Source organism: Streptomyces cavernae (assembly GCF_004023625.1).
Classification (GTDB): domain Bacteria; phylum Actinomycetota; class Actinomycetes; order Streptomycetales; family Streptomycetaceae; genus Streptomyces; species Streptomyces cavernae.
Window position 1 is genome coordinate 1 of record NZ_RPDJ01000064.1, and the last position, 21,801, is coordinate 21,801.

Here is a 21,801-nt window from a genome sequence, read left to right on the forward strand (position 1 = left end):
ACACCTGTTCGACACCGTCCACCGCCCGCCCGAAGCAGCCTGACGTCCCCGACCGCCTCGCCCGTCAGGGCCCGACCGGAGAGCCTACGTGGAAGAGCTGGGCAGACCAGCAGACAACGCCTGCCCACTCCACGGCAACCGCTCCACATCCGGCTCACAAGCCCATCAGAAGATCACTCTCGGCCCCATCGGTGGATCGAGGCTTAGAGGGTGCGGTCGGTGACGTCCAGGCCGGCCTCGCGGGCCATCTGGCGGGCGTGGTCGGTGCGGGTGAGGTAGTGCAGGCGGGCGAGCAGGCCGCGGCGCGCGGTGATGGGCGTGGCGATGAAGCCGGCGAGCGCGTCCAGTTGGCGGGCGACGGCTACGTGACCCTTGATGCCGCGGGCGCCGTACGCGCCGAACTCGATGCTGCGTCCAGGCATGGTCTCCGGTCCTTGAAGCTCGCGGATCACTGTACGGGGGTATGGGGGCCGACCTCCCGCCCTGGCGTCGGAGATTCGACGACGCCAGGGGAGAGAGATCAGCACTCTCAGGCGCGCTGAGAGGCTTCCCTGGCCTGTTGAGCGTCAGGGTCAGGTTTCATCGACGGGGTCGGGGTCGGATCCGACGGTGTAGCGTCCTTCACCTTGACCTCGGTGACGCCGCGTCCCTCAGGGAAGACCGGCCGCCAGTCACCGACGAGGTGCAGCTCATCGGTGCCCATGGCACGCACGACCATCAGCCCCTCGTCGTACGCCCGATGCGCCTTCCACCACAGGTTCGCGAAAGCCTGACTCCGGATGATGTGCATCCAGTCCGCGCGGTAGATCTCCCAGTTGTAGTTCGACTCCCCCAGCGTGGAGACGAACTTCGAGTACATCGCCTTGACGTACTCCAGCGTCACCTCGTCGCCCTCAGCGATCGCCCGGTCCCGCGCGTCCTTCAGCGCGACGCGGAACTTTTCCAACAGCCCCTCGGTGGCGCCGGAGGTCCAGGACTCGTGGACCGTGGGCGGGTCGCACAGCCCGTACTTCGGGCCGGACAGCCGCAGCAGCAGGCGCAGGATGGGTTCGGTGACCCACAGCGGGCCCGGCTCGTCCCGGCTGCCGATCGGGTTCGGCAGGACGTCCTCGTGCTCCCACACGGGCGGGGTGATGAGGTGGACGCCGGCGCGGCGGCGGTCGTGGTCGAAGCCGGTGGAATGCTCCAGCTGCCCGATCGGCAGATGGGTCTTGAGCGCGGACAGGTAGGCGCCGTTGATGTCCAGCGCGGTCACCTCGTGCTCTCCGGTCGGCAGTTCGCGCCTGGTCCACTTGGGGCGGGCCTCCCAGATCTGGTCGGCGCCGCGGGCGGTCTGCTTGCGCAGGATGTCCGGCAGCCACGGGTGGGCGACGATCTCGTAGCGGCCACCCTTGCGGGTGGCGTCCAGCAACGCCATCGCATCCGGGATCGCCCGCTTCACCAACGCCGCGATGGCGGCTTCGACGTCGCCGGAGGGCGGCCGCGACGGCGGAGCCGATCAGATCCGGCATGTCGGAGGCGGCCTGCACCCGTCGTCCGGCAGGCACCACCCGCATACCGCCCGCGGACCGGGCGGCGGGGCGAGGACGGGGCGCCGTCCGGGGCTTCTCAGCCGGTGCAGGCGCTGGCGCCGGGGCGGCCGCGGGCTCCGAGGACTGGACGGTGATGGCGGTGGCGGCGCACTCGGTGGGGTCCAGGTGCTGCGGGTAGCCGGCCACTTCATGCCGTGCGGGCAGCCCGCACAGGACGCACGGCTGCGGCTCGGCGAGGGCGGCCTGGTCCTCGCTGTCGCCGGACTCCGGCTCCGGTGCGGCAGACGGCTGCGCCTGCTCGCCGAGGACGCCGGCCGCAGCGCGGCCGCGGTCGCGGACTTTCTGCTCGGCCTGATCGAGGAAGTAGGCGTACTTCGTGCGGGGTTCGCCGCCGGGGTCAGCGGTCCGGGAGGTCACCCTCGCCGGTCTCCAGCCAGTCGCGCTCGGCGTCGGTGAGCCGGTGGGCCGCGGCGGCCAGGGAGTCGCGGACCTCCTCGGGCAACCGGGGCCCGATGAGGGCGACGACCGGGAAGGGCTGGGAGAGGGTCCAGGCGAGGGAGATGCCGGTGGCGGAGATCCCGGTGCGCCGGGCGAGCAGGCGGGCGCGGTGGACCCGGGCGGCGTTGGTCTCGCTGTACCAGCTTTCGGCGAGCGGACCAGTGCGCAGCTCGTCGGGGTCGGCGAGCGCGTGCGCGCCACGGCCCTGGCTGGCCCAGGGGTACAGCCGGACGGTCCCTTCGGCGAGCCAGTCGCGCCAGGCGGGGTCGTTGGAGGTCACGGTGCCCGGGTAGATGGGGTGGACCATGTTGATCAGGCTGTACTGGTTGCTGATGCCGGCGGGCAGCGGCAGGCCGTGGGCGCGGGCGTAGGCGACGGCCTCGACGACCCGTTCGAGGGTCCAGTTTGACATGCCGTACGCGCCGATGAGGCCGCGGTCCACGAGGCCGGCGAGGACGGTGACGAACTCCCCCACGGGGACGTCGGTGTTGTCGCGGTGGAGCATGTAGAGCGCGGCATCCTCGCGGCCCATGCGTTCGAAGCTCTCGGTCAGTTGGGGTTCGACGCGGTCGGGCAGGCACTCCGGGGTGTGCGCGCCCTTGGCCAGCACCCAGACGTCCTTCTCGACGCCGCGCGACCGGGCCCAGGCGCCGAAGGTGCGTTCGCAGCAGCCGGGGCCGTAGGCATGGCCGTAGAGCCAGGCGGTGTCGAAGGCACGGCCGCCGCCCTCCCAGTAGGCGTCGAAGACGGGGAAGCCGCGTTCGTTCTGGCCGAAGGCAGAGGTGCCGAGGAGCAGCGGCGGGCCCTCGGGGCCGGGGGGCGGGGCGGAGGCGGGCCGGGGGGCGGTGGTCATGTGGCTCTCCTGGTGTGTCGGGGTCGTCGGGAGGCGGCGGGCGCCGCACCGCGCCGGTACGCGGCCGGTGCGGCGCCGTGGGTCCATCGACGGACGGGGCGCGGGTCACACCGTGACGGCGACGGCCCGGCGGACCTCGTGGGCGATGTGGTCCAGGTGCCCCTCGGTGAGCCCGGGGTGGGACGGCAGCGCAAGCAGTTCCTGGGACAGCCGCTCGGCGACCGGCAGGGATATCCCCTCGTGCCCGGCGAACGCGGGCTGCTTGTGCAGCGGAAACGGGTAGCGCAGCAGCACCGGGACGCCTCGCGAGCGGAGGTCGGCCGCGATCTCGCCGGCCGGGCGGCGGCCGCCGCCCGGCGCCACGCGTACCGCGTACTTCCAGAACGCGTGGGTGGTGCCCTCCGGCTCCACCGGCAGTTCCAGGCCCTCGACACCGGCCAGCCGCTCTGAGAGGCGGGCGGCGTTGCGGCGGCGGGCCTCGACCATCTCGCCGAGCCGCTTGTGCTGGGCCAGGCCGATGGCTGCCTGGACCGAGGTGAGACGGTAGTTGTAGCCCACCTCGTGTGCCCAGATCATGCCGGGGCGGCCCTCGATGGGGCCCTCGCCGTGGCTGCGCAGGCGGCGCAGCCGCGCTGCGTAGTCCGGGTTGTCGGTGAGCACGGCGCCGCCCTCGCCGCCCGACGTGATCACCTTCTGCTCGAAGAGGCTGACGCAGGCGAGGTCGCCGAAGCCGCCGATGGGACGACCGCCGATCTCGGTGCCCAGCGCTTGCGCCGCGTCCTCGACGACCGGGACGCCCGCCTCGGCGGCGACGGCGGTCAGGGCGGCCATGTCGGCGGCGATGCCATTGATGTGGACGACCACGATGGCCTTGGTCCGGTCGGTGATCAGCGACTTCACCGAGCCCGGGTCCAGGCAGTGGGTGTCCGGTGTGACGTCGGCGAAAACCGGGCGGGCGCCGAGGTACACGACGGGGCTCGCCGAGCCGATGAAGGTGTGGGCGGGCACGATGACCTCGTCGCCGGGTCCGACGTCCAGAACGTGCAGCGCGAGGTGTACGGCCGCCGTGCCGGTGGACACCGCGACAGCGTGCTCCACGCCCTGGCCGGCGGCCAGGGCCGCCTCGAATTCCTGGACGGTGCTGTTGCCTTGCCCCACCAGGCGGTTGGAGCACAGGGCCGCCACCGCCGCCTCGATGTCGTCGTCCGTCAGCTGGGGCCACCGCGGTAATTCCTGGAAGGAGCTCAAGGTGTGACCTTTCGGTTCGGAGGGGGAGGGTTCGGGAATGGTCGGGGGCCGTCGGGCACGGCCGTGGTTCATCGCAGTCCGAGCGCCGCGCACACGGTGCCGAACAGCTCGGTGTTCTCACGGAGGCCGAGGACCCGGTGCGCGAGCGGACCGCGGGCGGCGACCGGCACGGTGACCCCGGCGTGCTCCTGCGTCCCGCCGGGTTCGGCGGTGGCGTACCCGAGCAGCATCCGGCCGCCCTCCTCGGTGACGAGGGTGGTGGACAGCCCGGCCGGCCGGGCGTCCTCGGGCAGGATCTGGGTCGCGTGGCCGTGGTCGGCCGTGACGATCACGAGGGTGCGGGGGTGGTGTTCGGCGTACGCGAGGGCGACCGCGACCGCCCTGTCGAACCCCACGGTCTCGCCGATCTGCCCGCAGGGGTCGGCCTCGTGCGCCCGGTCGTCGATCGAAGCGCCTTCGACCTGGAGGAAGAAGCCCTTGCCGGTGGCCCGGTCGCGGCGGGCCGTCAGCTGGCCGAGCGCGGCGCGGGTGGACTCGGCGAGGGTGGGTGTGCCGGCGGGCCGGGCGGGATTGCGGACGGCGCACCGCTGGGGCGCGGTGCCACCGGGCGCGGCCGGTGCCCCGGTCCATTCCACGGGCAGGTAGTCGGGCGCGAACAGCCCGAGCACGCGCCGGTCGGTGCGGGCCGCCGTCAGTTCCGCCCGGTCGCGCACCACCTGGTAGCCGGCCGCGCGGGCCAGCTCCAGCACCGTACGGCCACGGTTCGGGCCGTCCGTGACGGTCTGTGCGAAGTGGTCGGCACCGCCGCCGAGCAGGACGTCGGGGCCGGCGGCGACCGTCTGCTCCACGACGGAGCCGGCGCCGCCGGCCGCCCGGGTGTCCGCCGGGCACTCGGCCATGTCGGCGGGGCCCTTGCAGGACCGGTCCGTGACGTGGGCCGTCAGGGCGGCGGGGGTCGCGTCGGCGACCGAGGCGGTGGTCACGCTGCCCGTCGCGTAGCCGTGGCGGCGGGCTTTCTCCAGCAGCGTGGGCAGCGGCCGATTAGTGCCGGGCGTCTTGGAGACCCGTCCATTGACGGTCCGCTGGCCCGTCGCCCAGGCGGTGGCGCCGGCGGCGGAATCGGTGACATAGACCGGCCGGCCCCGCTCGTCCACGGAGAAGGTGGTGCGCCGCCCGGTGGTGTCCAATGTGTCCAGGGCCAGCCTGCCGGCCGCGCCGGCGGAGTAGTCGCGCGCCGCGGTGATCTCCGCGTCGCCCATGCCGTCGCCGATGAGCAGGATGACGTTGTCCGCCGGTGCGCGGCCTTGGACGTTGTCCGCCGGTTTACGGTCCCGGTCCGCTCCGCCCGCCCCGTCGGAGGTGGAAGCGGCGGGCAGGGTGACGAGGACCAGCAGGACCGCGGCCAGGACGGCGCCGCGCCGCCCCAAGCGGCGTCCCCGGTGGGTGGACGTGCGGCTCATCCGGCCCAGCCCCCCACGGGCATGGCCGCGCCAGCGGCCGGTGCCTGGTCCAGGACGACACGGGTGCCGGTCGCGGCGGCACGGCCGGCGACCGCGGCCACTTCCTGCGCGCGCAGCGCCTCCTCGGCGGTGCAAGGACTGGTGGCACCCCGCGTCACCATGTCGACGAAGTCATGGATCTCCTGCCGGTAGGCGGTCGCGAAGCGGTCGGTGAAGTGCTGGTACGGGGGGTGCTCACCGGGGGCGGGCGAGCAGCCCATGCCGTCCTGGCCGAGCAGGCGCAGCGGAGTCCGCGCGTCAAGCCCGACCGCGTACGAGCCCTCGGTGCCCAGCACCTCGACGCGGTGGTCGTACCCGTGCGGGTCGAGCCGGGACGCGGTGAGCACCGCGCGAGCGCCGTCGGCGAGGGTCAGGGCGGCCGTGGCCACGTCGTACCCAGCGCCACCCAGCAGCCGTGCCCCGTCGGCCTGCAGGGCCACGATGGGTTGTCCGGTCAGCCAGTGCACGGCGTCGATGTCGTGTATGAGGCAGTCGGTGAAGATGTCGCCGGCCGTCCGTTCGTACGCGTCGGCCGGCGGTTCGTGGTCGAAGGCGGTGCACCGGACCAGCAGGACGCGGCCGAGCCGACCCGAGACGATCCGTTCACGCAGTGCCCGGTAGGCGGGGTCGCAGCGCCGCTGGAAGCCGACGTGCACGCGGGCGTGGGCGAGAGCGCCGGCCAGCTCGCGGGCCTCGGCCACGTCGGCGGTCAGCGGCTTCTCGCAGAACACCGGCACACCCGCCCGTGCCGCGGCCAACAGCGGGACCCGCCGCTGTGTCGCCGGGGTCGCCACGACCAGCGCGTCCACGCCGGCGACGACCTCGGCGAGTGTCCGCCGCACCGTCACGCGGGCCCCGGTCTCCTCCGCCAGGGCGCGGGCCAGCCGGTGGGCGCCGTCGGGGTCGACGTCGTGCACCGCCACGGCGGGTGGGTCGGGAAGCTGGAGGAGCGTACGGGCGTGCAGCCGGCCCATGCGGCCGGCCCCGACGATTCCCACTCTCATCGAAAGTCTCCGTAACAGCCCGTCGGCGCCCCCGGGAGGAGTGCCGGTATGAGGTTCCTGCGTCAGTCGAGTACGGCGGCCCAGCGGGGGTCGGTCACGTCCACGCCGGAAGAGGTGAGCTTGGTGCGCAGCTCCTCGCGCAGCCCCGCCAGGTCGGCCTTGGACTGGCGCAGACTGGCGGCGAGCCGGGTGCTGCGGGTCCGGTAGCCCGAGGGGGCGTCCGGCCGTTTGTTGAAGTCCTCCAGCAGCAGGGCGTCGACGTGCGCCGACCAGGGCAGCTCATGGATGCCCGCGGCGATCTCGCTGGGCCGCAGCCGGTGCCAGTAGGAGATGCCGCCGGCGTGGACCAGCTGGGGGGCGAAGACCTTGGTGCCCGGGAACTGGTGGAAGTGGACGATCCGCAGGCCTGCGGCCAAGGCCATGAGCTGGTAGAACATTAGCCCGTCGAAGACGACGCGGATCACCTCGTTGCCATTGTGGAGGTGGTGGTACCGCTCGTGGCTGCGCACCTCCCGGCCGTCGTCGAGGACGTCCACCACCCCGCCCTGCGGGAACGGCAGCCGGGGACCCTCCAGGGCCATCACTCGGGCCAGCGCCCGCTCGTGGTGCGGCTCGATAAGCCGCACCGCCGCGCCGTCGATCTCCTTCTCCGGGCCCGGGGGGATGTACGCGTACGCGGCGGGCGTGACGGGGCCGCCGATGGCGCGTTCGATCTCGGGGCGTACCCGGGGGTCCAGGGCCAGGAAGGGCGGCGCGGCCAGGGGGATGGGGCCGTAGCTGAGCGGGCCGCTGACCGCCACGCCCGGCTCCAGTCCGTCCATGCAGCGGTCGAACCAGTCGGTGTCGGTGACGAAGCAGTCGACGTCGACGATGCCGAACGGCCGGTCCAGGTTGCGCAGCAGGAACTCGAAGATCTCGTGGCTGCCCACCCGGTCGTCCATGTCGAAGACGGGCAGGCCACCACTCATGCGGTCGCGCAGCGCAGCCTCCTCGGCGTTGAGCGCGGAGCACACGAACACGCAGTTCAGCCGCTCGGGGACGAAGCGCAGGAAGTGGTGGACGACGTGCAGCAGGCCGGAGGAGAAGAAGCAGAACCACGGGGGGCGGTCGTCCGGGAGACCGGCCAGGAACTCCCGGAAACGGTCGTCGAGGTGCGTCAGGGACTCCCCGGGGCGTGTGTCGCCCGGGGGCTTCCCGGTCGGATCGGAGGTCATCACCATGTCGGGGCCATTTCGTCGTGGCGCGGGAGTCGGCCGGGGTTCAGACGACGTCCCAGTACTGGCCGAGTAGGAAGGGCAGTCCGAAGGACACGGACTTCTTGCCGTTGGGCTGGTACGCGGACCGGGGCAGCGTGCGGAAGTCGATGCTGACTCGGCTTATCTCGGTGTCGTTGACGACGTTCCCATGCCAGGAGTTGGCGCCGTCGAAGACGATGACCTCGCCGTACTCGGCGTGCACCGGCTCGTTGTCGATCCACAGGGTGTTGTTGCCGAAGGCCCGGGTGACCGGCACCCAGTAGTTGACCTCCGCCGGGTCGTGCCCGAAGTCGCGGTCGCGGTGCCAGGAGCCCACGGCGACGGAGTTGCGCAGGTGCACGCGGAAGGTGGGCACCCGCTGGAGGTAGACGTCGTCGACCGTGTCGCCGAGCAGGTGCCGTGCAAGCGTGCGGTACGCGAGCGAGACGATGTCGAAGTTGTCGTAGAACTGCTTGTGATACGGAGTGCTCTGGTCGGTCTCCCGGGTGGCGAGCCACTCGCTGGCCGCCAGGCCTTCCAGGTCGTCCACCTTCAGCACCTCGCGCACGAGGTCGGCGAGGGGGATCTGGGTCACGTCATAGCGAAGCCTTGTGTACTTGGCCATGTGTTCTCCTCACACCAGCATGCGGCCGCGCAGGCGCTTGCACCGCCGGTACCAGCCGCCGACCAGTTCGTCGATCACCGGGTCGCCCGTCTCCCCATCGCTGACCTCGTGGGCCCGGCCGGCCGCGCGAACCGCCAGCCGGCGGGCGGCGAGCCGCAGGGGGATGGTGGGGATGGTGAGCCGCTCCAGGTGGTTGCCCAGGCGCTCGAGCGTGCTGAGGTCGAAGAACTCGCGTTGCCAGCGCAGTTCGTTGTGGCGCCAGTCCTTCAGACCATTGAAACCGCGGCCGTCGTTGTGGTGCATGACGTCCTGGAGGTCCTGGACGATCACGCGCTTGCCGGCGGCACGGACCAGGGTGGCGAGGATGACGCCGAGCCCCTCGAAACCGCGGTAGTGCCCCTCGGGGAAGCGGATGTTCTCGATGGTCCAGCGGTTGACGCACAGGATGACGTCGTCCACGGCGTGGACCTCGTAGCGGTCCGACCCGTAGTCGTGGACCTTGTCGTAGTCGGTGACCCGGCCGCGCCGGGTCACCTTTTCGTTCCACCAGGCCAGCGAGACGGTGTCGGAGCCGCCGACCGAGCCGAGCATCCCCACGGAGTCGTCCTCGAAGACCGGCTGTGCCACCTCGACCGGATTCTTCCGCAGCTCGACGTCGTCGTGGAGCATCACCAGCCCGGTGATGTCGGAGTTGGCGGCCGCCTGGTCGAACATGGCGTTGTACGCCGAGAACAGTGAGCGCTGGTTGCGCATGGTGAACACTGGGCTGCCCGGTGTCCGGACCCGCTCGATACCCGGCAGGCAGATGCGCTCAAACAGATTGCCCGGGCCTACGCAGACGCCGTAACCGATCACGTGGTCAACCTCCCTTGGCGGTAGCGAACGTGGCGGGCCATCAGAACCGGTAGGTCTCCAGCGCGCCGGTGCGGCGGACGTCGAGCGTGGCGCAGTGGAAGCCGCCGCCGAGGGTGCGCGAGTGGGTGAGCTGGAGCGGCAGCACGTCCATCCCGTGCTTCTCCAGCAGCTTGATCAGCCCGGTCTGCCGGCGGTCCACGACGGCCAGGTCGGGCCGCACCACCAGCAGGTTCATGCCGATCCACACCGAGCAGTGCGGCTTGTCGCCGGTGAAGCCGATGTCGACCAGCTCGGGGCAGGTGATGGTCTCCCACGACCGCAGGAAGTCGGGCATGTTCCGGTCGTTGACCCGCGAGGGGTTGATCAGCACGAGGCCGGGCCGCAGCGGCACGATGGTTGAGTCCACATGGGTGGACGCGTACAGCCCCCGGCAGGGGTGCACCGTGTAGGTGTCGCCGACCGCCGACTGGAGCCACTTGGCGCCGAGTTCGTTGCCGCTGTCGGACACCAGGTAGAGCAGGTCGGTGCCGAAGCGCAGCACGTTGGCGGCGTCGAACACCGGCTCCACGTCGGTCAGCCGCTCACCGGCCGGGGCCTGAGGGTCGTAGGAGGCGTCGGTCAGCCGCGGCTTGGGCGCGGACAGCCACCGGGCACCGCTGGCGAAGTAGTCCAGCAAGATGTCCTTGTAGGCGAGCGACTCCAGGAAGCGGGCGCGCAGCGCCATCGGGGTTTCGATGACGGTCCGGCCGATGGACAGCAGCCCGTCGCGGGGGCAGTAGTCGTGGAAGCCGTCCGTCTCCCAGTCGGGGGTCCTGATCAGTGCGGCGTTGTCACGGGCCTGGGGCCGGCGCACCGTGACGCCGAGCTTGGTCAGCTCCTCCACCAGGATGTGGAGTTCCTCCTCGGTCTCCTTCACCACCCGGTCCGGGTAGGCGCCGGAGGGGACCTGACCCTGGCTGTCGTACTCGCTCGCGTACTCCACCGCGAAGACGCTGCGGTCGGCGCGAGGGACGCGGGCGCCCACCGCCGTGCCGACGATGATCTCCTCCAGCGGGTCCCATTCGTTGTGCACGCTGACAAGGCTCATGACACTCCTCACGTGGATGGGCAGGGGGATGCGACGACCGGTGGCCGGTGCGGCGTGGGCCGGCCCGCGGCGTGTGCCGCCGGCCCCGGGGGCGCGGCGGTGGGCGGAAGGCGGGCCGGGACGTGTGCCGGCTGCCGGGAACGGCCCGGCTGGTACGGCGTACGACGGGAGGTACGGAACGAACGGCGGGAACGGCCTCGACGGTACCGGTGGGCGTTCGGGCCCCGCTCCGGGGGACCGCGCGGGATTCCGGTGCGACGTTCCTCAGCGGCGTCGCCCGGACCACCGGACCGCTCGAAGGCTAACAACCGCCGCCTCGATCCGCGACTGTGTCCGCTGCCGCCCCGCGCCGTCGCGGACGAGGTCGCCACCTGGGCTTTCCCGGGCACGGGTCAAGGCCCGCGCAGCCCGCCGCCTTCCATGGACACACCGGGAGGGCGGCACACATCGGGGCCTCCGGGCAACGAAAAGAACGCGACGCGCACCCGGGTGGGTGCGCGTCGCGTTCGGCGGCGTACGGCTCGTCAGGCCCGTGAGGCCAGTGCGCTGGGGGGCGTGTGCCTGGTCAGTGGCGCGACAGCGCGTCGGCCACGGCGGTCTGCGACGGGTGGATCGTGGTGCGCCCGTCCTCGATGTCCCACAGCGTGTTCTGGAGCAGCCGGCCCAGGGTCCAGCCAGCCGCGCGATCGCGGTCCAGTCCCAGCGCCTCGGTCAGCAGGTCGAAGCGCCGGCGGACCACCCGCAGCGGGTCGCCGGTCCCCTCGAGCTTCTCCCAGCCCGTGTCCAGCGCGGGCCACAGGTCGAAGCCCGGATCACCGGCCAGCGGTTCGGGGTCGATGGCCAGCCATGGCTCACGCTCGGCGGCCAGCACGTTGTCGTAGTGCAGGTCCCAGTGCAGCATCCGGTCCCCCGGCTCGCCCACGAGCTCGGTGACGGCCGACGCCCAGCCGCGCAGGCGCTGCCGGTCGGCGGGGTCCGTCAGTGAGCCGACGGCCCCGGGCACGGCCTCCAGCATCTCGCGTGCGATTCCGCCCAGGTCGCGCAGCCCGTCGGGTGCCGGGACGGAGTGCAGCCTTTCCAGCAGCCCGGCCAGGGTGCGCATGGCCACGTCGTCGTCCTCGACGGACGCCAGGGTGCGCGAGGCGTCCAGGCGCTCCAGCAGCATGGCACTGCTCACCGGGTCGTGGTCGAGCAACCGCACGACGCCGTTGCCGTTCCAGACGCGCAGCCCGGTCAGCGCGGCGGTCGTCTCCTCGCGGGGCATCTGGAGCTTGAGCGCGGCCCGGGTGCCGTCGGCGCGCCGTACGGGCACCACGAGCGAGGCCTCACCGGAGGCGACGCCGCCGTCCTGCTCCAGGTCCCACCGGCTGAGCAGTTGCGCGACCAGGGCGGGCATGGTGGCGATCCAGGCCCGTTCCTCCTCACCACCGTTCCTCGTCAGGGACGCGGCCAGGGCGTCGGGGACTTCGATTTTTTCCGGCGTACTCATCGGTCTTTCCTTCACGGGGAGTTGCCCGCCGCGGCCCGGCCGTGGTGACCCGAGCGGGCCCGTCGGCGGGACCGGGCGGTCTACCAGGGTCGCGCGGTGTGCGCGTGGCCGGCCGCGGGGCCGGGGTTCTCGGGGGCGCCGTCCGTGGCCGTGCCCGGGCACCTCACCGCAGGCCGGCCCGGGGCAGCGGGGCGTCCGTGTCGCCGTCGGTGACGTCCGGAGCCCGCTCGTCGGTCCTGTCGGCGTCGACCCGTTCGAGCTGCTCGGCCACGCGCTGCCATATCTCGGCGCAGCTCCGGGCGAGTTCGGCGATGACCTCGGCGCGGTGCGGCGGCACGTTGCCAAGCAGCCGGTCCCAGTCCTGGCTGCGCACGGCCACCACGTTGAGCCAGCGCAGCAGCACCCGGCCGTCCTCGGTGAACCGTATGGACGGGTCGCGGCTGAGGTGACGAAGCATCAGGGCACATGAGGGAGCGGTTTTCTCGGCCCGTTCGGTACGGGCCGATGGCTGTTCGGCGACCGCCGGCGTGTCCCGCACGCGGTCGCGTCCGGGCAGCGGGCTCTCGCCCCGGCCCAGCCGCTTGCGGACGTCGGAGGCGGTGCCCAGGGACACCCCGGCCCGGGCGGCGATCTGACGCAGCGGGGCCGTGGGGTTCTCCTGGATCAGACGGCCGGCCAACTGCCGTCCCTCCGTGGCGTCCAGGGGGCGGGTCCGCCCGTCCCGGCCGACCCGTACGTTCGACTGTGTAACTCCCGCGGTCGAACAGGACCGCAGGGTTCCCACCGTTTTCGCGGAGAGGCCGGTCGCCCGTCCGATGGCCCGGTCGGACCAGAGCGGATGGCTGGTGAGGATGCGGCTCGCGGCGGCCTTTCGGTCGTCGAGGGAGAGCGGCAGGCCGTGGGCGATGTTCGCTTTGACCGCGAGGACGAAAGCTTCTTTCTCCTCCCCCTCGAAGTACCGGACCGCGATCTCGGTGGCGCCGCGGAGTCCGGCGGCCCGCAGCCGGTGCATGCCGTCGATGACCCGCAGTGTGGAGCGCATCACCACAATGGGAGGAAGTTCCGCTCCGGATTCTGCGAGAGTACGAATGTGTTCGGCATCCTCGCCGGAACTGCGAGGGGAATCGGAGGCCCGGAGCGAATCGATCGGCACCATGACCACGTCGGACAATTGGAAGCTATTCTCGTCGGATTCTCCCAGGCACCCAATTGGCTGGTCACGCACTTGAACAGGACTGTTACCTAAAACAGGCTCCATTACCTATCCTTTGGTCGCCGGGCATTCAGGGCAGCACGTGTCAAGACCTTCGCTCTTTCTCCCGGCATATGCCTAGCATCCATGAACGCTTGCGTAAAGCAACCCCCAGCGGCCGAAAGGCGACCTCGGGGCGGGTGGGTCACTCACCGGCGCGGGCACCGTCGCCGCACGGCAGACCGGCAGAACAGGGGGTGCCGGACAGGGCCGCGGGGACGACGGCCCGAGCCATGCACTCCTTTCTGGCCACTGCCGACGAACAATCAGTCGTCCTCGTCAACGCAGTCTTACGCAAAAGGATTCATCGCGCGGCGGGAAAACGTCACACCGTCCGCCGCCTCCCGCCGCTGTCCGGCGGCGCGGCCTCTCCCGCGACAGCGCCACGCATCCGTGTTCCCACGCCCCCCGTGTTCCCAAGACCACACAGGGAGAACGACATGAAAGCGCTCGTACTGGCCGGCGGAGCGGGCACGCGCCTGAGGCCCATAACGCACACGTCCGCGAAGCAGTTGGTACCGGTGGCCAACAAACCCGTCCTGTTCTACGGGCTGGAGGCGATCGCCGCGGCCGGCATCACCGATGTCGGTATCGTTGTCGGCGACACCTTCGGTGAAATCACCGATGCCGTGGGGGACGGCTCGAAATTCGGTCTCGACGTGAGTTACATACCGCAGGCGAAACCCCTGGGACTCGCGCACGCCGTCCTGGTGGCCCGCGATTACCTGGGCGAGGACGACTTCGTCATGTATCTCGGCGACAACTTCGTGGTGGGCGGCATCGAGGGACCCATCCGGGACTTCCGCGCCGCCCGGCCGGACGCGCATCTGCTGCTCACCCATGTGTCCGACCCCCGGTCCTTCGGCGTGGCCGAACTGGACGCCTCGGGGCGGGTGTGCGGGCTGGAGGAGAAGCCCGCCCACCCCAGGAGCGACCTGGCGCTGGTCGGGGTGTACCTCTTCTCCCCCGCGATCCACGAGGCCGTGCGGGCCATCAATCCCTCGTGGCGCGGGGAGTTGGAGATCACCGACGCGGTGCAGTGGCTGATCGACGCCGGCCGGGACGTGCGCTCCACGCAGATCACCGGCTACTGGAAGGACACCGGCAACGTGGCCGACATGCTGGAGGTGAACCGGCTCGTGCTTGAGGCGACCGAGCCGCGCTGCGACGGCCTGGTGGACGAGCACAGCAACCTCATCGGACGCGTCCGGGTCGAGGAGGGCGCCGAGGTGCGCAACTCCCGTGTGGTGGGCCCCGCCGTGATCGGTGCGGGCGCGGTCGTGGCCGGCTCGTACGTGGGGCCGTTCACCTCCATCGCCGAGGACTGCCTAGTGGAGGACAGCGAGGTCGAGTTCTCCATCATGCTGCGCGGCGCCTCCATCAGCGGGGTGCGGCGCATCGAGGCGTCACTCATCGGCCGCCATGTGCGGGTGACGTCCGCGCCGCCGGTGCCGCACGCCCATCGCCTCGTGCTCGGCGACCACAGCACGGCGCAGATCTCCTCCTGACGCCTCCTGATCCCGACCCGTTCCGAGCGGAAGGCAAGAGCCCGTTCCCATGACCACACATCTGCTCGTCACCGGGGGAGCCGGTTTCATCGGTTCCCACTACGTCCGCACCCTGCTCGGCCCCGACGGCCCGCCCGATGTGGTGGTGACCGTGCTGGACTCCCTGAACTACGCCGGCAATCCGGCCAACCTGGCAACCGCGCGCGACCACCCCCGCTACCGGTTCGTGCACGGCGACATCTGCGACGCGGTGCTGGTCGACCGGGTGATGGCCGGCCAGGACCAGGTCGTGCACTTCGCCGCCGAGTCCCACGTGGACCGCTCCCTGGTCGATGCCTCCGCCTTCGTACGCACCAATGTGCACGGCACCCAGACGCTGCTGGACGCGGCGCGGCGGCACGGGGCGGCGCCGTTCGTCCAGGTGTCAACCGACGAGGTCTACGGGTCCATCGAGCACGGCTCGTGGACCGAGGACGAACCGCTGCGGCCCAACAGCCCCTACTCCGCCTCCAAGGCGTCCGCCGACCTGCTGGTGCTGGCCCACTACGTCAGCCACGGCCTGGACGTGCGGGTGACCCGCTGCTCCAACAACTACGGGCCCCACCAGTTCCCGGAGAAGCTGGTCCCCCGCTTCATCACCCTACTGATGGACGGACACCGGGTGCCGCTGTACGGGGACGGGCTGCACGTGCGTGAGTGGCTGCACGTCGACGACCACGTACGGGGCATCGAGGCGGTCCGGACGCGCGGCCGGGCCGGCCGGGTGTACAACATCGGAGGGGGCACCACGCTGAGCAACAGGGAGCTGGTGGGGCTGCTCCTCGAGGCGTGCGGTGCCGACTGGAGCAGCGTGGTGCACGTCGAGGACCGCAAGGGGCACGACCGGCGTTACTCGGTGGACTCCACCCGGATACGGCGGGAACTGGGCTTCATGCCGGCCACCGGCCTGGCCGAGGGGCTGGCCGCCACCGTCGCCTGGTACCGGACGAACCGCCCCTGGTGGGAGCCGCTGCTCCCGGCCGGCTCGCTGCCCGCCTAGAAGTGTCGTGAAGATCTTGGAATTGCGCCGGTCTTATACCGGTTCGCCCTAATGAAATTTACCGGCAATTCAGGGCGATCCGGGCGGCCGAAGCAAGATCTTCATCCGTTTTCCAGGGCGCGTCTTTCGGGTCGCGCCCGGCACGATCCGAAAGGCACGCCCTGGGTTCCCTCCGCCCGACGCCGGGCGCGCATCCCCCGGAGACCGACACCATGTCCCCGTACCCTCGCCCACGCTGGCTCGTCATCGGTGCGTCCGGCATGCTGGGACGCGAACTCACCTCCCTGCTGCTGCGCCGGGGTGCGGCGGTGACCGCGCTCGGCCGCGGCGCCCTGGACATCACGGACGGCGCGGCCGTGCGGGCCGCGCTGGCGCGCCACCGGCCGGCGGTGGTGGTCAACTGCGCGGCGTGGACCGCGGTCGACGCGGCGGAGTCGGAGCCCTCAAGGGCCATGGCGGTGAACGGCGACGGGCCGCGTCATCTCGCCCGGGCCTGCCGCGCCCTGGACGCCGTCCTGCTCCAGCTCTCCACCGACTACGTGTTCGCCGGGTCGGCCACGCGGCCGTACCGGGAGGACGACCCCACCGCCCCGCGCACGGTGTACGGCCACACCAAGCGGGCCGGTGAACGGGCGGTGCTGAGCACCCTGCCGGAGGCCGGCTACGTGGTCCGCACCGCCTGGCTGTACGGGGCGGGCGGGCCCAACTTCGTGGCCACGATGATCCGCCTGGAGGCCGAGCAGGACACCGTGCGCGTGGTGGACGACCAGCACGGCCAGCCGACCTGGACCGCCGATCTCGCCGACCGGCTGGCGGCGCTGGGCTCGGCGGCACTCGCCGGTGCGGCGCCCGCCGGTGTCTACCACGCGACCAACACCGGCGGTACCACCTGGTACGCCCTGGCCCGCGAGACGTTCCGGCTGCTCGGCGCCGATCCCGACCGGGTCCGGCCCATCACCAGCCGGGCGCTGGCCCGGCCGGCCACGCGGCCCGGTTACAGCGTGCTGGACCAGCCGCGCTGGCGGGAGGCGGGCCTGGAGCCGTTGCGGGACTGGCGCGCCGCGCTGACGGAGGCGTTCCCCACGCTCTGCGGTGCGGTGGGCCGTTCGGCGGTGCCCCGGCGGTGAGGTGCCGCTCCCGGCCGGGGGCGCACGCGGACGACGGCCCACCGGTGGATGTCCACCGGTGGGCCGTCCGGTCGTGCGCTCAGGCCACGGACTGCTCGCGCAGGGAGCGGTGGAAGGCGACGCACTCCTCGTACAGCGGCAGCAGGCCGCGCCGCTCCATCTCGGCAATGCTGGGGGCCTGGTGGTCCTTGTGCGAGAGCACCGGCTCGATGTCCTCGGGCCATGCGATGCCGAGGTCCGGATCGAGCGGGTGCACGCCGTGCTCTCGCCCGGGGGCGTAGCCCCGCGAGGTGAGGTAGAGGACGACGGCGTCGTCGGTGAGCGCCATGAACGCGTGGCCGAGCCCGGCCTCGACGTATAGGCTGCAGTGGGGGTCGTCGAGGCGGACTGCGTCCCAGGCACGGTAGGTGGGCGAGCCGACGCGGATGTCGACCACCACGTCGAGCACGGCGCCGCTGAGGCAGGTGACGTACTTGGCCTGGCCGGGCGGGACCTGGGCGAAGTGCACGCCCCGCAGCACCCCGCGCCGCGAGACGGACCGGTTGATCTGGGCGGCGCCGGGTTCGTAGCCGAGCACTCCGGTCAGCTCCCGGCCGCTGTACAGCTCCTGGAACTCACCCCGGTCGTCGGCGAACGCACGGGTCTCGGCCAGCCAGGCGCCGTCCACACTGAGCGGACGCATCCGCCCTCCTCTCGTCAGAAGCGGTAGGTCTCGAGGGTTCCGGTCCTGCGGACGTCGAGGGTGACGCTGTGGAAGCCCCCGCCGAGCATCCGGGCATGGGTCAGCCGCAGCGGAAGGACGTCCACTCCGTGCCGTTCCAGGACCGTCATCAGCGCCCGTTGCCTGCGGTCCACGACGACCAGGCCAGGCCGGAGCACCAGCAGGCTCATCCCGATCCACGGGGAGCAGTGCGGTACGTCCCCGGCGTAGCCGAGGCCGATGAGTTCGGGGCACTCGATCCGCTCCCACGAGCGCAGCACGGGGGGCAGGTTGTCCTCGGTCACCCTGGCGGGGTTGACCAGGACGAGGCCCGGCCGCAGGAGGACGAGGGTGGAGTCGAGATGGGTGGAGGAGTACAGGCCGCGGCAGGGGTGGACGGTGTACGTCTCGCCGAGGGCGGACTGGAGCCAGCGGGCTCCCTGCTCGTTGCCGCTGTCGGAGACCAGGTACAGCAGGTCGGTGCCGAGCCGCAGCACATTGGCCGCGTCGAACACCGGCTCCCGTTCGCGCAGCCGCTCGCCGGGGGGCGCGGAAGGGTCGTACATCGCGTCGGCGAGCCGGGGCTTGGGCGCGGACACCCATCTGCTGCCGCTGGTGAAGTACTCCATCAGCAGTTCCCGGTAGGCCGACGACTCCAGCCACCGCGCGCGCAGTGCCATCGGGGTCTCGATGACGGTGTTTCCGACGGTGAGCAGCCCGTCGCGGGGGCAGTAGTCGTGGTAGCCGTCGCTCTCCCAGTCGGGGGTGCGCACACGGGCGGCGTGGTTGCGGGGGCGGGGGCGGCGGACGGTCACGCCGAGGCCGCGCAACTCCTCGCACAGCTCCTCCAGTTCGTCCTCGGTCTCCTTGACCACCCGGTCCGGGTAGGGGCCCGTGGGCACCTCCTGCCAGCGGCCGGGCCCGGCGTACTCGGCGTACTCGACGGCGAGCAGGCTCCGGTCGGCGACCGGCACCCGGGCGCCGAGGGCGGTGCCGACGACGGCCTCCTCCAGCGGATCCCATTCGTTGTGGACACTGACCAGGCTCACGGCCAACCCTCCGGTACGAGTCGGTCACGGGACGCTTGCGGCGGTGGACGGGTTTCAGGCGGCGGGGAGGTAGCGGGCCAGCCGACCCCACATGGCGTCGTCGTCGGCGTCGCCGGTGTGGGGGCCGGTGAAGCGGCCGGCGTACTCGGCGATCTCAGCGAGGGTCCAGCGCAGTTCGTAGAAGCGCAGGAACGCCGGGCGGCCCTCGGGGGCGGCGCCGAACACCCGGGTCAGGGCGGCCCAGTCGCGTTCCGGCGGGGCCCACATCGCCCCGCCCCAGTCGATGATGTCCACGCCCCGCCCGAACAGGACGTTCGCCGGGCTGGGGTCGCCGTGGGTCAGCGCGGGGCGTTCGCCGCGCCACTGCGCGGTGCACCGGGCGGCCACTCGGGCTGCTTCCTCGCGCAGCGCGGTGAGGTGGTCCCACCGCCGGGTCACCAGACCGGCCAGCCGGCCGCCGTAGGGGCCGCACTCCGCGGCGCCGCCGCTCAGTGCCGCCTCCAGCGCCTTGTCGAGGTCGTTCTCGAAGGGGAAGCGGAAGTCCTCGGTGGGTACGTCGACGTGCCGGTCGGCGGGCGGCTCGAAACCGTGCACCTCGCGCAACTGGCGGATGAGCAGGTCCAGTTGTGCGGAGGTGGGCGGGGCCGAGGAGGCGGTGGCACGCTCCACGTACGGGAAGACCACGATGGGGAAGTCGGCGATCCGGTGCACCACCCGTCCGTCCCGTCCGGCGAGCGGCGCGAGCACGTACCCCTTGCCGCTCTCGCGCAGCAGGAGCGCCACTTCGTACGCCCCGGGGAAATGCCCGTCCAGATCGCGGCGGACACTGATCCACAGGGGTCCGCAGCGGTAGGACCAACTGTCCTCGCCGAGCGGGAAGAATTTCGGATCGGGCAATTCCCGGCCGCTCGGTATGTATTCCTGGAAGTTCTCCTCGACAAGCCGGACAAGGCTCCGGCGATCCACGAGCTTGTTCTCCAAGAGCATGCCAGAGGCTAACACCGGGAGCGGCCACGGGTCTTTTTCCGAGCGGGTGTTCAACCGTCCGGCGCCGGGAATGGCGGCGGGGAATGCGGCGCGCCACCGGTAATCCGTCCGTGGATATGGTGGGCCGATGGAGAATGACAGTGACGTACTGCTGGCGCACCGACTCGCCGATCTGGCGGGCGAATTGGCGCTGGGATTCTTCGGGCGGCGGCCGGCCGCGCGGCACAAGAGCGACGGCAGCCCGGTCAGCGAGGCCGACCTCGCCGTGGAGCGGGCGATGCTGGCGGTGCTGGCGGCGGAACGGCCCGGGGACGGGGTGCTGAGCGAAGAATGCGGCGCGCTGAGGAGCACGTCCCGGCGCCGCTGGATACTGGACCCCATCGACGGGACGATCCCGTTCCTGGCCGTGGCGCGCGACTGGGGCACCCATGTGGCCCTGGAGGTCGACGGTGAGCTGCGGGCCGCCGTGCTGAGCCGGCCCACCGAGGGTGTCAGGTGGTGGGCGGTCCGGGGCCGGGGGGCGTTCGCGTCCACCGATGGACAGCCGTTGTCGGCGGCACGTCGGCTGCGCGTCCCCGGGGCGGCGGTGCCGCTGGCCGAGGCCCGGGTGGGCGGCTTCCTGATGCCGGGTTCCCCCGTCGAGCCGGTGCGCGACCGGGTGCGGTGGGTGGAGTCCCCGGTGTGCCTGGTCGCGGATCTGCTGGAGGGCCGGGCCGACGCGGTGGTCGACGAGGGCGGCCACGTCTGGGACCGTGCCCCGGCCGCCCTGCTGGTGCGGGAGGCCGGGGGGCACGTCGACGACCTGCGCGGCGGCGGACGGCTGGACGGACGCTGGTTGCTGTACGCGGCGGACGGCGTCGCGGACAGGCTGGCCGGGCTGCTGCGGGACGCGGGGGTGTGAGGTCACCAGCCGGCGCCGCCGCCGGCCGGTCCCGCGCTGCCCGCACCGCTCAGGTCAGCGCCTCGCCCTTGACCGCGCGGCGGAAGGTGTCCGCCACGCGGTCGATCTCCGCGTCCGAGGAGCCGGGGTGGACGCCGAATCCGGGGCCGAGGTAGCCGTCGGAGACGCCGGTCGCCAGAGCGAGGGAACGCGCGAGGACGCTGTCGGTGTGGGGCAGGGCGCCGGGCTCGAACGCGTGCGGGGCAGGGCGGCCGCCGGGGGCGCGGAAGGGCACGGTGGAACGGTCGCCGCGGCCGAACGCGGTGAGCGCGGGCAGCCCGCCGTAGTAGTGCGTCGGCGAGTAGAGCAGCGTCCGGGTGCCGAGCCGGGCGGCGACGTCCCGGGCGTGCGCGGCGTCGTCGAAGACGTACACGGCGGTCGTGCCGCACTCCCCCTCGGGATCGTGCAGGTGCCTTCGGCGCACTCCGGGCAGTTCGCCGACGGCCCGGACCAGCCGCTGCTTGACGTCGCGGACCCGGCCGAGGATGCGGTCGAGCTTGCCGAGCTGGGCGAGCGCCACGGCGGCGTGCAGTTCGCCGAGTCCCAGGTTCATGCCGAGCAGCAGGTCGCCCCGGCCGCTGTCCTGGCGGTAGGGGAACCAGCCCTGGTCGTGGAAGGAGTAAGCCCGCTGGAAGACCAGCGGGTCGTCGGTGAGCAAGAACCCGCCCTGGAGCGAGGTGATCACCTTGTAGTGGTTGAGGGAGAAGGTGCCGGCGCTGCCCAGGGTGCCGAGCGGGCGGCCCCGGTGGCTGCCACCGGCGCTCTGGGCGCAGTCCTCCAGCAGGAGCAGGCCGTGTTCGTCGGCGAGGGCGCGCAGCGCGTCCATGTCCGAAGGGGCGCCCAGCATGTGCACGGGCATGATCGCCCGGGTGCGGGGGGTGATCCTGGCCCGTACGTCGTCCGGGTCCAGGGTGAGGGACTCGTCGATCTCCGCGAGCACGACATCGGCACCGCAGTGCAGTACCGCGGCGATCGAGGCGACGAACATGTAGCCGGGCACGATGACCTCGTCACCCGGTCCGATGCCGAGGCCCACGAGGGCCGCGACCAGCGCGGACGTCCCGCTGTTGACGCTGAGGCAGTGGGCGGCGCCGAAGCGCTCGGCCGCCGCCCGTTCGAAGTGGCGGACCCACTCCCCCTCGCCGGGGTCGTCGAACGCCTCTCGGCCCGCGTACCAGCGGTCGAGCACGGCCATCACATTGGCGCGCTCCTCGTCGCCAAAGAAGCGGTAGCCCGGTCCCGGCACTGTGATTCCTCCCTGGGTGTCGCCCGGT

General features: G+C 72.0%; 18 protein-coding genes and 2 pseudogenes. 4 read left to right on the forward strand and 16 right to left on the reverse strand.

The features are described from left to right. Window positions 1-206 precede the first annotated feature (206 nt). The 12 genes and pseudogenes from EF387_RS43310 to EF387_RS43370 all read right to left on the reverse strand — a co-directional run. Window positions 207-422: pseudogene (locus EF387_RS43310) on the reverse strand (transcriptional regulator); the annotation flags it as partial. 107 nt (window positions 423-529) lie between these two features. Next, a pseudogene (locus EF387_RS49100) lies at window positions 530-1,976 on the reverse strand (transcriptional regulator); the annotation flags it as partial. Then, window positions 1,930-2,883, reverse strand: coding sequence for an aldo/keto reductase (locus EF387_RS43325; protein WP_128382097.1), 954 nt, complete (start codon window positions 2,881-2,883; stop codon window positions 1,930-1,932). The pseudogene EF387_RS49100 and the gene EF387_RS43325, both read right to left, overlap by 47 nt. A gap of 105 nt (window positions 2,884-2,988) precedes the next feature. Beyond that, window positions 2,989-4,131 carry a DegT/DnrJ/EryC1/StrS family aminotransferase gene (locus EF387_RS43330; protein WP_128382098.1) on the reverse strand — a complete coding sequence of 381 codons (1,143 nt, stop codon included), beginning with the start codon at window positions 4,129-4,131 and terminating at the stop codon, window positions 2,989-2,991. Window positions 4,132-4,199: 68 nt separating this feature from the next. Next, window positions 4,200-5,591 (reverse strand): alkaline phosphatase, encoded by a 1,392-nt coding sequence (locus EF387_RS43335; protein ID WP_128382099.1) that lies wholly within the window; start codon window positions 5,589-5,591, stop codon window positions 4,200-4,202. Then, window positions 5,588-6,634: a Gfo/Idh/MocA family protein gene (locus EF387_RS43340; RefSeq protein WP_128382100.1), complete on the reverse strand. Its 1,047-nt coding sequence runs from the start codon at window positions 6,632-6,634 to the stop codon at window positions 5,588-5,590. The genes EF387_RS43335 and EF387_RS43340 overlap by 4 nt, the downstream gene beginning before the upstream one ends. 62 nt (window positions 6,635-6,696) lie before the next feature. Beyond that, window positions 6,697-7,854, reverse strand: a complete 1,158-nt coding sequence (locus EF387_RS43345; RefSeq protein WP_128382101.1) for a dTDP-dihydrostreptose--streptidine-6-phosphate dihydrostreptosyltransferase — start codon at window positions 7,852-7,854, stop codon at window positions 6,697-6,699. Window positions 7,855-7,894: 40 nt separating this feature from the next. Then, entirely contained in the window at window positions 7,895-8,494 is a 600-nt protein-coding gene (locus EF387_RS43350; protein ID WP_128382102.1) for a streptomycin biosynthesis protein StrG, read from the reverse strand. Between the two features lie 9 nt (window positions 8,495-8,503). Further along, window positions 8,504-9,349 (reverse strand): glycosyltransferase, encoded by an 846-nt coding sequence (locus EF387_RS43355; protein ID WP_128382103.1) that lies wholly within the window; start codon window positions 9,347-9,349, stop codon window positions 8,504-8,506. Window positions 9,350-9,389: 40 nt separating this feature from the next. Further along, the gene (locus EF387_RS43360; protein ID WP_128382104.1) at window positions 9,390-10,436 is read right to left on the reverse strand and encodes an inosamine-phosphate amidinotransferase 1; all 1,047 of its coding nucleotides are present in this window, start codon (window positions 10,434-10,436) and stop codon (window positions 9,390-9,392) included. Between the two features lie 565 nt (window positions 10,437-11,001). Further along, window positions 11,002-11,925: an aminoglycoside phosphotransferase family protein gene (locus tag EF387_RS43365; protein WP_128382105.1), complete on the reverse strand. Its 924-nt coding sequence runs from the start codon at window positions 11,923-11,925 to the stop codon at window positions 11,002-11,004. Window positions 11,926-12,088: 163 nt separating this feature from the next. Continuing rightward, window positions 12,089-13,183, reverse strand: a complete 1,095-nt coding sequence (locus tag EF387_RS43370; protein WP_128382106.1) for a ParB/RepB/Spo0J family partition protein — start codon at window positions 13,181-13,183, stop codon at window positions 12,089-12,091. A 434-nt stretch (window positions 13,184-13,617) separates the two neighbouring features. Between EF387_RS43370 and EF387_RS43375 the strand changes: the two genes are divergently transcribed. From EF387_RS43375 to rfbD, 3 genes are all read left to right on the forward strand, one after another. Beyond that, window positions 13,618-14,685 (forward strand): glucose-1-phosphate thymidylyltransferase, encoded by a 1,068-nt coding sequence (locus EF387_RS43375; protein WP_128382107.1) that lies wholly within the window; start codon window positions 13,618-13,620, stop codon window positions 14,683-14,685. A 49-nt stretch (window positions 14,686-14,734) separates the two neighbouring features. Continuing rightward, window positions 14,735-15,724 carry a dTDP-glucose 4,6-dehydratase gene (rfbB, locus tag EF387_RS43380; RefSeq protein ID WP_128382108.1) on the forward strand — a complete coding sequence of 330 codons (990 nt, stop codon included), beginning with the start codon at window positions 14,735-14,737 and terminating at the stop codon, window positions 15,722-15,724. Window positions 15,725-15,936: 212 nt separating this feature from the next. Next, the gene (gene rfbD, locus EF387_RS43385; RefSeq protein ID WP_128382109.1) at window positions 15,937-16,851 is read left to right on the forward strand and encodes a dTDP-4-dehydrorhamnose reductase; all 915 of its coding nucleotides are present in this window, start codon (window positions 15,937-15,939) and stop codon (window positions 16,849-16,851) included. 79 nt (window positions 16,852-16,930) lie between these two features. Here the strand turns inward: rfbD and EF387_RS43390 are convergent, their stop codons facing one another. Genes EF387_RS43390 through EF387_RS43400 form a run of 3 tightly spaced genes read right to left on the reverse strand, consistent with a single transcriptional unit; the run spans window position 16,931 to window position 19,587 of the window. Next, window positions 16,931-17,533, reverse strand: coding sequence for a dTDP-4-dehydrorhamnose 3,5-epimerase family protein (locus tag EF387_RS43390; RefSeq protein ID WP_128382110.1), 603 nt, complete (start codon window positions 17,531-17,533; stop codon window positions 16,931-16,933). Window positions 17,534-17,547: 14 nt separating this feature from the next. After that, the gene (locus EF387_RS43395; RefSeq protein WP_128382111.1) at window positions 17,548-18,600 is read right to left on the reverse strand and encodes an inosamine-phosphate amidinotransferase 1; all 1,053 of its coding nucleotides are present in this window, start codon (window positions 18,598-18,600) and stop codon (window positions 17,548-17,550) included. 54 nt (window positions 18,601-18,654) lie between these two features. Beyond that, complete coding sequence (locus EF387_RS43400; RefSeq protein WP_128382112.1) at window positions 18,655-19,587, reverse strand: phosphotransferase; 933 nt, start codon at window positions 19,585-19,587, stop codon at window positions 18,655-18,657. A gap of 127 nt (window positions 19,588-19,714) precedes the next feature. Here EF387_RS43400 and EF387_RS43405 point away from each other — a divergent pair, with 127 nt between their 5' ends. Continuing rightward, entirely contained in the window at window positions 19,715-20,488 is a 774-nt protein-coding gene (locus tag EF387_RS43405; protein WP_128382113.1) for an inositol monophosphatase family protein, read from the forward strand. 49 nt (window positions 20,489-20,537) lie between these two features. Here the strand turns inward: EF387_RS43405 and EF387_RS43410 are convergent, their stop codons facing one another. Continuing rightward, entirely contained in the window at window positions 20,538-21,773 is a 1,236-nt protein-coding gene (locus EF387_RS43410; RefSeq protein ID WP_128382114.1) for a DegT/DnrJ/EryC1/StrS family aminotransferase, read from the reverse strand. Window positions 21,774-21,801 lie beyond the last annotated feature (28 nt).